Source organism: Pseudomonas rustica (assembly GCF_049959085.1).
GTDB lineage: Bacteria > Pseudomonadota > Gammaproteobacteria > Pseudomonadales > Pseudomonadaceae > Aquipseudomonas > Aquipseudomonas rustica.
In genome coordinates this window covers 6,137,766-6,150,644 of sequence record NZ_CP188200.1, presented here as the reverse complement: position 1 = coordinate 6,150,644, position 12,879 = coordinate 6,137,766, and the positions used below count along the sequence as shown (strand labels likewise).

8 protein-coding genes are annotated in these 12,879 nt (G+C 60.5%); 7 read left to right on the top strand and 1 reads right to left on the bottom strand.

From position 1 onward, the window contains the following. Nucleotides 1-143: 143 nt before the first annotated feature. Complete coding sequence (gene betT / locus ACP3TY_RS27890; RefSeq protein WP_053124585.1) at nt 144-2,141, bottom strand: choline BCCT transporter BetT; 1,998 nt, start codon at nt 2,139-2,141, stop codon at nt 144-146. Nucleotides 2,142-2,464: 323 nt separating this feature from the next. Between betT and betI the strand changes: the two genes are divergently transcribed. From betI to dbpA, 7 genes are all read left to right on the top strand, one after another. Continuing rightward, nucleotides 2,465-3,058, top strand: a complete 594-nt coding sequence (betI, locus tag ACP3TY_RS27885) for a transcriptional regulator BetI (protein WP_053124587.1) — start codon at nt 2,465-2,467, stop codon at nt 3,056-3,058. A gap of 88 nt (nt 3,059-3,146) precedes the next feature. Next, nucleotides 3,147-4,619 (top strand): betaine-aldehyde dehydrogenase, encoded by a 1,473-nt coding sequence (gene betB, locus ACP3TY_RS27880; protein ID WP_159814756.1) that lies wholly within the window; start codon nt 3,147-3,149, stop codon nt 4,617-4,619. 251 nt (nt 4,620-4,870) lie between these two features. Continuing rightward, nucleotides 4,871-6,574, top strand: a complete 1,704-nt coding sequence (gene betA / locus ACP3TY_RS27875) for a choline dehydrogenase (RefSeq protein WP_426618961.1) — start codon at nt 4,871-4,873, stop codon at nt 6,572-6,574. Between the two features lie 256 nt (nt 6,575-6,830). Then, entirely contained in the window at nt 6,831-8,273 is a 1,443-nt protein-coding gene (locus ACP3TY_RS27870) for a TldD/PmbA family protein (protein ID WP_426618959.1), read from the top strand. Continuing rightward, nucleotides 8,273-9,610, top strand: coding sequence for a TldD/PmbA family protein (locus ACP3TY_RS27865; RefSeq protein WP_426618957.1), 1,338 nt, complete (start codon nt 8,273-8,275; stop codon nt 9,608-9,610). The genes ACP3TY_RS27870 and ACP3TY_RS27865 overlap by 1 nt, the downstream gene beginning before the upstream one ends. Nucleotides 9,611-9,749: 139 nt before the next feature. After that, a complete protein-coding gene (mdtD, locus tag ACP3TY_RS27860; protein ID WP_008085779.1) occupies nt 9,750-11,177 on the top strand; it encodes a multidrug transporter subunit MdtD in 1,428 nt (475 codons plus the stop codon). Nucleotides 11,178-11,452: 275 nt separating this feature from the next. Next, entirely contained in the window at nt 11,453-12,838 is a 1,386-nt protein-coding gene (gene dbpA, locus ACP3TY_RS27855; protein ID WP_008085781.1) for an ATP-dependent RNA helicase DbpA, read from the top strand. The last annotated feature ends 41 nt before the right edge of the window (nt 12,839-12,879 follow it).

Genomic DNA, 12,879 nt, shown 5'->3' with positions numbered 1-12,879 from the left:
CCCACGCTCTGCGTGGGAATGCAGCCCGGGACGCTCCGCGTCCCACAACAGCGGACGCGGAGCGTCCATTGATGCATTCCCACGCGGAGCGTGGGAACGATCATGCAAAAGGGGCTCAATCGAGCCCCTTTTGTTTTAGCGGTTTAGCTATACACCCGGCCAAGGAGCTGCCGATGGCTTTCAAACTGATCGAGCACATCCCGCGTGATCTGATCCTGCGTGAAGCCCATCAGGTCGTAATCCTGGCTGCCGTTGTGCAAATACACTTCAGCGCGGTAGTAACGCTGGCGTGCTTCATCGGACTGCGCCGATTCAGTCGGGGTCGCCAGATAACCATCCAGACTTACTTCGTAGACAAAAGGGTTACCCTCTTCCATCTCGACACGCACACCCATGCAACGCTTGGATTTACCCAGCAGCGTCTGCACTGTCAGACCCTGCGCACGCATCTGCGCGGTGGCGTCTTCCAGCGCCGGGCTGACTTGTTTGTCCATGAAACGCTGCACCACCGATTGGCTTGGCTGCAGATCAAGTTGCGTCAGACGCTCGCTGAAACCGCGACGACCGCGCTCTGCCAGTTGCGCTTGCTCCTGTTCGATCTGCACGTCCTGGCGCATCGCCTTGTGCAGGCCAAACATGAAGAACACCAACACCACCGAGAACGGCAGACCGGCCAGCACCACCATGGTTTGCATGGCTTCGAAGTTACCGGCGAACAGCAGGCCGATGGTCACCAGGGTGATCACGGCCGACCAGAAAATCCGCAGCCAGTGCGGCGCATCTTCATCGACGTTGCCGCCCTTGCAGGACAGGTTCGCCATCATCACCGCGCCAGAGTCGGCCGGGGTCAGGAACAGCACGAAGCCAACAAAGATCGACACACCGATGACGATTTTCGACGCCGGGTAATGCTCAAGCATTTGGTAGATCGCCATCGACGGCTGTTCCAGCGCCGTCTTGCCGAGCTCCACCGCCCCTTGGTTGATCACCAGATCCAGCGCCGAGTTACCGAAGATCGACAGCCAGGCCAAAGTGAAGCCCAGCGGAATCAGCAGTACGCCAGCCACCAGTTCACGCACGGTGCGACCACGGGAAATACGCGCGATGAACATGCCGACGAATGGCGCCCAGGAAATCCACCAGGCCCAGTAGAACAGTGTCCACAGGCCCATCCAGCGTTCGGTTTTCTCGGCACTGCCTTCGTACACATACAGGTCGAAAGTTTTCAGCACGATGCCGTTGAGGTAATCGCCAATGTTCTGCACGAAGCCGTTGAGCAGGTGCAAGGTCGGGCCGAACAACAGCACGAAAATCAGCAGACCACTGAACAGCACGATGTTCAGGTTGGACAGACGACGAATGCCGTTTTCCACGCCGGACACCGCAGCGATGGTCGCCACGGTGCTCATCACGATGATCACGATCAACAGGTTGGTGTTGCTGTGTTCCATGCCGAACAGGTTTTCCAGGCCCGACGACACTTGCAGCGAACCAATCCCCAGGTTCGTCACCAGGCCCAGCAGCGTTACGAACATGCCGAAGCCGTCAACCGCGTGACCGGCCGCGCCTTTGACCCAACGCTCGCCGACCAGCGGATACAGCGCCGAACGCAGTGCCAGCGGCTGGTTATGACGGTAAGCAAAATAGGCTACGGCCAGACCGACCAGTGCGTAGATCGCCCAGCCGTGCAGGCCCCAGTGCAGGAAGGTCAGTTGCACCGCCTGACGCGCGGCCATGTTGGTGGCCGAAGCGCCTTCCGGCGGATTGAAATAGTGATCCAGCGGCTCGGACGCGCCGAAGTACAGCAGCGAAATACCGATACCCGACGAGAACAGCATCCCCGCCCAGGCGCCGTAACTGAAATCCGGGGTGTCGTCCTTGCTGCCCAGTTTGAGTTTGCCGTACGAGGAAAACGCCAGACCGACGACAAAGACCAGATAAGCGGCGATCACCACCATGTAGTACCAGCCGAAGCTGCGCGACAACCAGGCCTGAGCGATACCCAACAGTCTGCCGGCCTCTTGCGGGGCGATAATCAGAATGGCGGTCAACAACAGAATCAGCGCGGTAGAGGTGTAAAACACCCAACCGTTGACCGTCACCTTCTCGGGCGGGGTCTTTATTAGCGAGGCAGAACTCATGGCACAAATGCTCCAGGCAGTGCGAGAGAAGAACACAAGGCAACACGGCACCCGACTAATCGGTTAGTTGGCAGCCGACCGACGGGTGATATAAAGACACCCCGAAAAAAGCCCGAACCCTGAGAGCGCCGTGGCGTATAGGGTTCGAGCGGTTTTGGATGTCAGTTTTTGCGCCATTCACATGTGGGAAAAATCTGTAAGCAGCGACGATTTGTCGCAGATCTTATTCTTTGTTGATTGAACGTTCAATCAAAACAAAATAGACTGGCCCTCAATCCGATGAGCGTTGATCGCCCCTCGGAAGGCCTAAGGAGATGTGCAAGATGCCCAAGGTCGGTATGCAACCCATCCGCCGCCAACAGCTGATCGAAGCCACTTTGCAGGCGGTCGATCAGGTCGGAATGGGGGACGCCAGCATTGCGCTGATCGCCCGTTTGGCCGGTGTCTCGAATGGCATCATCAGTCATTACTTTCAGGACAAGAACGGCCTGATTGCCGCCACGATGCGGTATCTGATGAGCGTCCTCAGCGAGAACGTCACCCTGCGCCGCCAAGCGCTGGCAGATGACAGCCCACGGGCGCATCTGCAGGTGATCATCGAAGGCAACTTCGACGCCAGCCAGGTCAACGGCCCGGCAATGAAAACCTGGCTGGCCTTCTGGGCCACCAGCATGCACCAGCCGTCTTTGCACAGGTTGCAGCGGATCAACGATCACCGTCTGTATTCCAACCTGTGCTGCGAGTTCCGCCGTGTGTTGCCGCTCGAAGATGCGCGCACCGCAGCGCGTGGCCTGGCAGCGTTGATTGACGGTTTGTGGTTGCGCGGCGCGCTGTCGGGAGATGCTTTCGACACGGCGCAGGCGCAACAGATCGCTTACGAATACATGGATTTCCAATTGGCCAAGAAGGTGAGCTAGAGCACACAGAAAACGCTCGGCCCCTCACTGCCACCGCAGCCTCACCGCGGTGGTCAACGCCAACCACTAATGCACTTGCGAGGACACTATGGCCCGTTTCGAACTGCAAAAACTTTACATCGATGGCGCGTACTCGGACGCCGGCAGCGATGCCACCTTCGAAGCCATCAACCCGGCTAACGGTGAAGTCCTCGCACAGGTGCAACGTGCGACCAAGGAAGACGTCGAGCGCGCTGTAGTCGCCGCTGAAAAGGGCCAGAAAATCTGGGCCGCGATGACTGCCATGGAGCGTTCGCGCATCCTGCGCCGTGCCGTCGACATCCTGCGCGAGCGCAACGATGAGCTGGCCGCGCTGGAAACCCTGGACACCGGTAAATCCTTCTCCGAAACCAAGTACGTCGACATCGTTACCGGCGCTGACGTGCTGGAATACTACGCAGGCCTGGTGCCGGCGATCGAAGGCGAGCAGATTCCACTGCGCGACACTTCTTTCGTCTACACCCGTCGCGAGCCGCTGGGCGTTGTCGCCGGTATCGGCGCGTGGAACTACCCGATCCAGATCGCGCTGTGGAAATCCGCTCCAGCCCTGGCTGCCGGTAACGCGATGATCTTCAAGCCAAGCGAAGTCACCTCGCTGACCACCCTGAAACTGGCCGAGATCTTCACCGAAGCCGGTCTGCCAAACGGCGTGTTCAACGTCCTGACCGGCAGCGGCCGTGAAGTCGGCACCTGGCTGACCGAGCACCCGCGCATCGAAAAAATCTCCTTCACCGGCGGCACCGACACTGGCAAGAAGGTAATGGCCAGCGCTTCGGCTTCGTCGCTGAAAGACGTGACCATGGAACTGGGCGGCAAGTCCCCGCTGATCATCTGCGACGACGCCGATCTCGATCGCGCTGCCGACACCGCGATGATGGCCAACTTCTACAGCTCCGGTCAGGTCTGCACCAACGGCACTCGCGTGTTCGTTCCGGCGCACCTGAAAGCCGCTTTCGAAGCCAAGATCGTTGAACGCGTTGCACGCATCCGCATCGGCAACCCGGAAGACGAGAACACCAACTTCGGCCCGCTGGTCAGCTTCGCGCACATGGAAAGCGTGCTCGGCTACATCGCCAAGGGTAAAGAGCAAGGCGCCCGCGTACTGTGCGGCGGCGAGCGTCTGACCGACGGCGAATTCGCCAAAGGCGCATTCGTCGCGCCGACCGTGTTCACCGACTGCACCGACGACATGACCATCGTTCGTGAAGAAATCTTTGGCCCGGTGATGGCGATCCTCTCCTACGAAACCGAAGAAGAAGTGATCCGCCGCGCCAACGACACCGACTTCGGCCTGGCCGCCGGTATCGTCACCAAAGACCTGAACCGCGCCCACCGCGTGATTCATCAACTGGAAGCGGGTATCTGCTGGATCAACGCCTGGGGCGAGTCCGACGCAAAAATGCCGGTCGGCGGCTACAAGCAGTCGGGTGTTGGCCGTGAAAACGGCATCAGCTCGCTGAACAACTTCACCCGCATCAAATCGGTACAGGTCGAGCTGGGCGATTACGTCTCGGTGTTCTGATCTGACACAGAGTCTGGATGGGGCCTTTGTGGCGAGGGGATTCATCCCCGCTGGGCTGCAACGCAGCCCCCTCCAGACACTGCAATTCTCCAGACAGAACCCAGTCGCTGACTTTACGACTGCTGCGCAGCCGGTCGGGGATAAATCCCCTCACCACAGAGGATCTTCTCCACAGGGAGTTTCCTCCTCTGCTTAGGTTTTGCAGCGTCCCGGCGATCTTGACCTGACCAACTTCAAAGAGGGTGCATTCAATGTCCCAAGAATTCGATTACATCATCATCGGTGCCGGCTCGGCCGGTAACACCCTGGCGACCCGTCTAACTGAAGACGCCGGCGTCACCGTTCTGCTGCTCGAAGCAGGCGGCCCTGACTACCGTCTCGACTTCCGCACGCAAATGCCGGCTGCTCTGGCGTTCCCGCTGCAAGGTCGTCGTTACAACTGGGCTTACGAAACCGACGCCGAGCCTCACATGGACGGTCGCCGGATGGAATGCGGTCGCGGCAAAGGCCTCGGCGGTTCTTCGCTGATCAACGGCATGTGCTACATCCGCGGCAACGCGATGGACTACGACGGCTGGGCGAAACTGCCGGGCCTGGAAAACTGGTCGTACCTCGACTGCCTGCCGTACTTCCGCAAGGCCGAAACCCGCGACATCGGCCCGAACGATTACCACGGTGGCGAAGGCCCGGTCAGCGTGACCACGCCGAAGGCTGGCAACAACCCGTTGTTCCACGCCATGATTGAAGCCGGCGTACAAGCCGGTTACCCGCGCACCGAAGACTTGAACGGTTATCAACAGGAAGGCTTCGGCCCGATGGACCGCACCGTGACGCCGAACGGCCGTCGTGCTTCCACCGCCCGTGGCTACCTCGACACCGCGAAAAAGCGTTCGACCCTGACCATCGTCACCCACGCCCTGACCGACAAGATTCTGTTCGAAGGCAAGCGTGCGGTTGGCGTGCGTTATCTGGTCGGTTCGGCTGAGGAGCGCGTTGAAGTCAAAGCGCGCAAAGAAGTGCTGCTGTGCTCCGGCGCCATCGCTTCGCCGCAGATTCTGCAGCGCTCCGGTGTCGGCCCGGCCGAACTACTGAAGTCGCTCGACATCCCGGTGGTTCACGACCTGCCAGGCGTCGGTGAAAACCTGCAGGACCACCTTGAACTGTACCTGCAATACGCGTGCACCCAACCGGTGTCGCTGTACCCGTCGCTGCTCTGGTACAACCAGCCTGCCATCGGTGCCGAGTGGCTGTTCAACGGCACCGGCATCGGCGCCAGCAACCAGTTCGAAGCCGGCGGCTTCATCCGTTCGCGTCCGGAATTCGAATGGCCGAACATCCAGTACCACTTCCTGCCGGTGGCGATTAACTACAACGGCAGCAACGGTGTGAAAGAGCACGGTTTCCAGGCGCACATGGGTTCCATGCGTTCGCCGAGCCGTGGTCGCATCCAGGCCAAGTCGAAAGACCCGCGCCAGCACCCGAGCATCCTGTTCAACTACATGGCCACCGAGCAAGACTGGCAGGAATTCCGCGACGGCATCCGCCTGACCCGTGAAATCATGCAGCAGCCTGCGCTGGACGCTTTCCGTGGCCGCGAAATCAGCCCGGGCATCGAAGTGCAAACCGATGAGCAACTCGACAAGTTCATCCGCGAGCACGCCGAAACCGCGTTCCACCCGTCCTGCTCGTGCAAGATGGGCACCGACGAGATGGCTGTGGTTGATGGCGAAGGTCGCGTGCACGGCATGCAGAGCCTGCGTGTGGTCGATGCCTCGATCATGCCGATCATCACCACCGGCAACCTCAACGCGCCGACGATCATGATCGCCGAGAAAATCGCCGACAAGATCCGTGGCCGCCAGCCGCTGCCACGCAGCACCGCGCCGTACTATGTTGCGGGCGATGCACCGGTCAAAGGCAAGCCGATGCGTGATATCACGCCTGCTGCTCAGTAGCCTGAAGTGATCGTTCCCACGCTCTGCGTGGGAATGCATCCCGTGACGCTCTGCGTCACACAGCGGACGCAGAGCGTCCATGGCGGCGTTCCCACGCAGAGCGTGGGAACGATCTCCTGCCTCGCACAGTAAATCCCCCTACACCCCCTCTTCACTTGATCCTACCCCCACGCAGGCCTACTCTAGACCTCGCGCAACCGTTTCACCCCCTCCCCGCCGTCGCTTTACCGCTTCCCCCTGACAAGGAGGTTCCCGAATGTTCGATTTCCACCCCCAGCTCAAGCAGCGCTTCGCTGCCTTGCGCACGGGCGCTGAGTTTTTTTCCCTACGATACGTACGCGAGTCCGGCCAGTACCTGTCGGTGCGCAAGAACGTTGCCGAACCGCCGAGCCTGAGCCGTGACGAAGGCGCTATGCTCACCGTTCGCGTCAACGGCGTTGAGGCCTACGCGGCGACCAACGATTTGTCGCAACAAGGCCTGCAAGCTGCGCTTGAACGCGCCGAAACTCAGGCCCGTCGCCTGAAGCCGCACGCCTTGCTCGACCTGCGTGATCAGCCAGTGTCCAGCGATCGCGCTGATTACTTTTCGCCCAATCTCGAACAACCCTTCCCGTCCCTGAGCGAATGCTTTGAGCTGCTCGGCGCGGAATCCGCCTCGGTGCCAAAGGATGAGCGCCTGGTGAATTGGCAGGTGAGCATCGGCATTACTCACGTCGAACAGATCTACCTGAGCAGCGCCGGGGCTGAATTGCGCCAAGCCCAGCGCTTCGTCTATCCAGGCCTCGACGTCACCGCCTACGACGGCAACGACAGCCAGACCCGCAGCCTCGGCCGCGAAAACTTCGGCCAACAGGGCGGCGCTGATGTGATCAGCCGCTGCGGCTTGATCGGCGCCGGCCCGCAAGTCGCCGATCAGGCCCTGCAATTGCTGCTCGCGCCGAACACCCCGCAAGGCCCGCGCGATCTGCTGTTGATGCCCGATCAGATGATGCTGCAGATCCACGAATCGATCGGCCACCCGCTGGAACTCGACCGCATCCTCGGCGATGAACGCAATTACGCCGGCACCAGTTTCGTCAAGGCTAGCGATTTCGGCAGCCTGCAATACGGCTCGAAGCTACTCAACGTAACCTTCGATCCAGGCATTCCCGAAGAACTCGCCAGCTACGGCCATGACGACGACGGCACCCAAGCCAGCAAACAATTTTTGATTCGCGAAGGCCTGCTTCTGCGTCCATTGGGCGGTGCGCTGTCGCAATTCCGTGCCGGCATGGACGGCGTCGCCAACAGCCGTGCCTGCGGCTGGAACCGCGCGCCGATCGACCGCATGGCCAACCTCAACATCGAGCCGGGCGATCAGCCGTTGAACAAGCTGATCGAAGGCATCGAGCACGGCATTTTGATGAGCACCAACCGTTCGTGGTCGATCGACGATGCGCGCAACAAATTCCAGTTCGGCTGCGAATGGGGCCAGTTGATCGAAGACGGTGAACTTAAAGGCGTGGTGAAAAATCCGAACTACCGGGCGATTTCCGCGCACTTCTGGAAAAGCCTGCGCGCCGTCGGCGACGCCAACACCGTCAAGGTGCTGGGCACGCCAAACTGCGGCAAGGGCGAACCAAATCAGGTGATCCGCGTCGGCCACGCTTCGCCGGCCTGCGTATTCAGCAACGTTGATGTGTTTGGGGGAGACGCCTGATGAGCATTTCGAAGAGTCAGTCCGACGCCTTCAAGGTCATGGTCAATTGGCTGCGCGACAGCGTGCGCGAGCCGGAACAGTTCACCCTCAGCTTTGCCGCTGAATCCTCGGCGTTCGTGCGTTTCAACCACGCCAAGGTGCGCCAGGCCGGGCAAGTGCAGCAGGCCAACATCGTTCTGAAGCTGATCAACGACGGGCGTCATGCCGACCTGCAAGTCACCCTGTCCGGTGATCAGGAAGGCGATCTGCAACGCCTCGCCGAAGGTCTGCATCAACTGCGCGAAACCCTGCCGCTGCTGCCGCAGGATCCGTATCTGCTGCTCAATCACAACGGCTGGCAGAGCAAGAATGTGCAGGAACATCCGTTGCCGGACACGGAACAGGTGGTCGATGAAATCTGCGCCGCTGCTGAAGGTCTCGACTTGGTGGGCTTCTATGCCGCCGGGCCGATCAGCCGTGGTTTCGCCAGTTCTTCGGGGGCGTTTGGCTGGCATCAGGCCAATAGCTTTAACTTCGACTTCAGCCTGTTTCACGAGAACGGCGAAGCGGTGAAAGCCAGCTACGCCGGGCATGACTGGAGCAGCGAAGGGTTCGCCAAGCGCTTCGGTCAGGCGCGCGAGCAACTGGAATTTCTCGGTCGGCCGTTGCGCACCTTGGCACCGGGGCAGTACCGCGCGTATCTGGCGCCAGCGGCGTTGGAAGAAATCATGGGCATGTTGAGCTGGGGTGGATTTTCGGCGCAGTCGATTGCCAGCAAAAGCAGCCCGTTGCAGAAGTTGTATGTCGGCGATCAAGCGTTCAGCCCACTGGTGTCGCTGGACGAAAAGGTCAGCGACTCACTGAGCCCGGCGTTTTCCGGTGAGGGTTATCCGCGCAGCGATTTGCGACTGATCGTCGAAGGCAAGGCAGGCGATCAATTGGTTGGTTCGCGCAGCGCGGCGGAATATGGTTTGGCCGCTAACGGCGCCAGCGGCGGTGAATCGCCGAGTGCGTTGAACATGGCGGCGGGGGATCTGTCGCAAGCAGAGATCCTCAAGCAGTTGGGCACCGGGCTGTACATCAGCAACCTGTGGTACCTGAACTACTCGGATCAACCGGCGGCGCGCATGACCGGCATGACCCGTTTTGCGACCTTCTGGGTCGAGAACGGCGAAATTCAGGCGCCGGTGAGCACCATGCGTTTTGACGACAGCGCGTACAGCCTGCTGGGTTCGCAGCTGGAAGCCCTGACGGCGGAGCGTGAGTTGCTGCTGTCAGCGAGCACGTACAGCCAGCGCAATACCTCGTCGGCATTGCTGCCGGGGGCGCTGGTTAGCCGACTTACGCTAACTCTCTGACAGCGATCGTTCCCACGCTCTGCGTGGGAATGCAGCCCGGGACGCTCCGCGTCCCTGCCAAAAGCGGACGCGGAGCGTCCGTTGAGGCATTCCCACGCAGAGCGTGGGAACGATCATCAAACAGACAACAAGAGGTTCCATGCCCAATCGCCCGCCTCTCGACGCCATCACCGCCCGCTGGTTGCCGTGGGTCGTGGCCATTGCGTTTTTCATGCAGTCCCTCGACGGCACCATTCTCAACACTGCCCTGCCCGCCATGGCTCGCGATCTCGCCGAGGATCCGTTGCGCATGCAGGGTGTGATCATTGCCTACATGCTCACCGTGGCATTGCTGATCCCCGCCTCAGGCTGGATCGCCGACCGCTTCGGCACCAAGAAAATCTTCTTCGGTGCGATCCTGCTGTTCAGCTTCGGCTCGCTGCTTTGTGCGCTGTCGAGCAGCCTGAGCATGCTGATCGGCGCTCGCGTCATTCAAGGCCTGGGCGGTGCGTTGATGCTGCCGGTCGGGCGACTGGTGGTGTTGCGCGCTTATCCGCGATCCGAGCTGGTGCGGATCATGGGCTTTATCACCATTCCCGGTCTGCTCGGCCCGTTGATCGGCCCGACCATGGGCGGCTGGATGGTCGAATACCTGACGTGGCACTGGATCTTTCTGATCAACCTGCCGGTCGGCGTCATCGGTTGCTACGCAGTGTGGAAATTCATACCCGACCTGCGCGGCACTGAACGTACGCGCTTCGATAGCTTGGGTTTCCTGCTGTTCGGCGCGGCGATGATTCTGATCACCATCGCCATGGAAGGCCTTGGCGAATTGCATCTGCCGCACCTGCGCGTGATGTTGCTGCTGTTCGGCGGCATGGCCTGTCTGGCGGCGTACTGGTTGCGTGCCGGGCATATCGAAAACCCGCTGTTCGCGCCGTCACTGTTCAAGACCCGCACCTTTGCCGTCGGCATTCTTGGCAACCTGTTTGCGCGTCTGGGCAGCGGCGCGTTGCCGTTTCTGGTGCCGTTGCTGCTGCAAGTGGCGCTGGGTTATTCACCGTCGCAAGCGGGGATGAGCATGCTGCCGCTGGCCGCTGCGGCGATGATCGCCAAGTGGGTGGCGCGACCGCTGATTGAGCGGCTTGGTTATCGCATCGTTCTCACCGGCAACACGCTGGCGCTGGGGATCATGCTGGCGAGCATGGGCCTGGTCAGCGAGCAGACGCCGTACTGGTTGCTGTTGTGTCTGCTGGCGGTACTTGGCGCGATCAACTCGCTGCAATTTACGGCGATGAACACGGTGACGTTGATCGATCTGGATGATGCGAGCGCCAGTAGCGGCAACAGTTTGCTGTCGGTGGTGGCGCAGTTGTCGTTGAGTCTGGGTGTTGCCTGCGCGGGTGCGTTGCTTGGCGGGTTTACGGCGGAGGTCGGTAATGATGGTGTGGAGACTGTGCTGGGTGCCTTCCAGCTGACCTTTGTCACGGTCGGGATCATGGCGATGTTGGCCGCGACGATCTTCTCGCAGCTGTCGAAAGAAGACGGCCGCCGCGCTAAACGGCCGGAAGAACACATTGAACACTGATTTTCCATGCTGGCTTTTGTGGCGAGGGGATTTATCCCCGTTGGGTTGCGCAGCAGCCCCAAAAGGTTGAATGCGATCGGTCTGATGCACCGAGGTGGCAGGTATAGGGGGGTGCTGCGCACCCCAACGGGGATAAATCCCCTCGCCACAGATAAACCCCCTCGCCACAGGTAAATCCTTCACTTCTGGTTTTAGTCGCTGTTCGTCCAGAACTTTCGAGGAAAGTGGCACGGGGCTGCTACACTGCGCGACATTTTGTTTTGCAGGCCAGTCCCGTGACCACCATCGCCACCGCTTTTAATACTCTGCCGCTGTCCGCCGCCATGCTGGCTAACCTCGAATCCCTCGGTTATGCCCAGATGACGCCGATCCAGGCGCAGAGCTTGCCGGTGATCCTCAAAGGGATGGATCTGATCGCTCAGGCCAAGACCGGCAGCGGCAAAACCGCCGCGTTCGGCATCGGTTTGCTGAACCCGATCAACCCGCGCTACTTCGGTTGCCAGGCGCTGGTGATCTGCCCGACGCGTGAGCTGGCCGACCAGGTCGCCAAGGAAATCCGTCGTCTGGCCCGTGCCGAAGACAACATCAAGGTCCTGACCCTGTGCGGCGGCGTGTCCTTCGGCCCGCAGATCGCTTCGCTGGAGCACGGCGCGCACATCATCGTCGGCACCCCGGGGCGCATTCAGCAGCACCTGCGCAAGGGTTCGCTGGTACTCGATGGCTTGAACACGCTGATCCTCGACGAAGCCGATCGCATGCTCGACATGGGCTTCTACGACGCCATCGAAGACATCATCGTCAAGACCCCGGAGCGTCGTCAGACCCTGCTGTTCTCCGCGACGTACCCGGTGGGCATCAAGCAACTGGCGTCGAAATTCATGCGTGACCCGCAAACGGTGAAAGCCGAAGCGTTCCACGATGACACGCAGATCGAGCAGCGCTTCTACGAGATTTCCCCGGAAGATCGCATGAGCGTGGTGACCAAAGTCCTGCACCACTTCCGCCCGGCGTCGTGCGTGGCGTTCTGCTTCACCAAGCAGCAAGTGCAAGAAACTGTTGATCACCTGACCGCCAAAGGCATTTCCGCCGTCGGCCTGCACGGCGATCTGGAACAGCGTGATCGCGATCAGGTGCTGGCGATGTTCGCCAACCGCAGTACTTCGGTATTGGTTGCCACCGACGTTGCCGCTCGTGGTCTGGACATCGATGCGCTGGACATGGTGATCAACGTCGAACTGGCGCGCGATTCGGAAATCCACATTCACCGCGTCGGCCGTACCGGTCGCGCTGGCGAGAAAGGCATCGCGATCAGCCTGGTGGCTCCGGGTGAAGCGCACCGTGCGCAAGCCATTGAGCAACTGCAGAAATCGCCGCTGAACTGGGATCAGGTCGATAACCTCAAGTCCCAGGGTCTCGCGCCGCTGCAGCCGCCGATGACCACGCTGTGCATCGGTGCTGGCCGTAAAGACAAGGTTCGTCCGGGCGACATTCTGGGTGCACTGACGGGTGATGCCGGTATTCCGGGTGCGCAGGTTGGCAAGATCGCGATTTTCGATTTCCAGGCGTATGTGGCTGTAGACCGCACCGTGGCCATGCAAGCGTTGCAGCGCCTGAACGACGGCAAGATCAAGGGCCGTTCGCTGCGCGTACGTATCCTGTAAGAACAACGCCTGATCGTTCCCACGCTCTGCGTGGGAATGCA

Bases quoted from the DNA above. Each gene is read 5' to 3' on its own strand.
- betT (WP_053124585.1), bottom strand. From the start codon at position 2,141: ATGAGTTCTGCCTCGCTAATAAAGACCCCGCCCGAGAAGGTGACGGTC.
- betI (WP_053124587.1), top strand. From the start codon at position 2,465: ATGCCCAAGGTCGGTATGCAACCCATCCGCCGCCAACAGCTGATCGAA.
- betA (WP_426618961.1), top strand. From the start codon at position 4,871: ATGTCCCAAGAATTCGATTACATCATCATCGGTGCCGGCTCGGCCGGT.
- mdtD (WP_008085779.1), top strand. From the start codon at position 9,750: ATGCCCAATCGCCCGCCTCTCGACGCCATCACCGCCCGCTGGTTGCCG.
- ACP3TY_RS27870 (WP_426618959.1), top strand. From the start codon at position 6,831: ATGTTCGATTTCCACCCCCAGCTCAAGCAGCGCTTCGCTGCCTTGCGC.
- ACP3TY_RS27865 (WP_426618957.1), top strand. From the start codon at position 8,273: ATGAGCATTTCGAAGAGTCAGTCCGACGCCTTCAAGGTCATGGTCAAT.
- betB (WP_159814756.1), top strand. From the start codon at position 3,147: ATGGCCCGTTTCGAACTGCAAAAACTTTACATCGATGGCGCGTACTCG.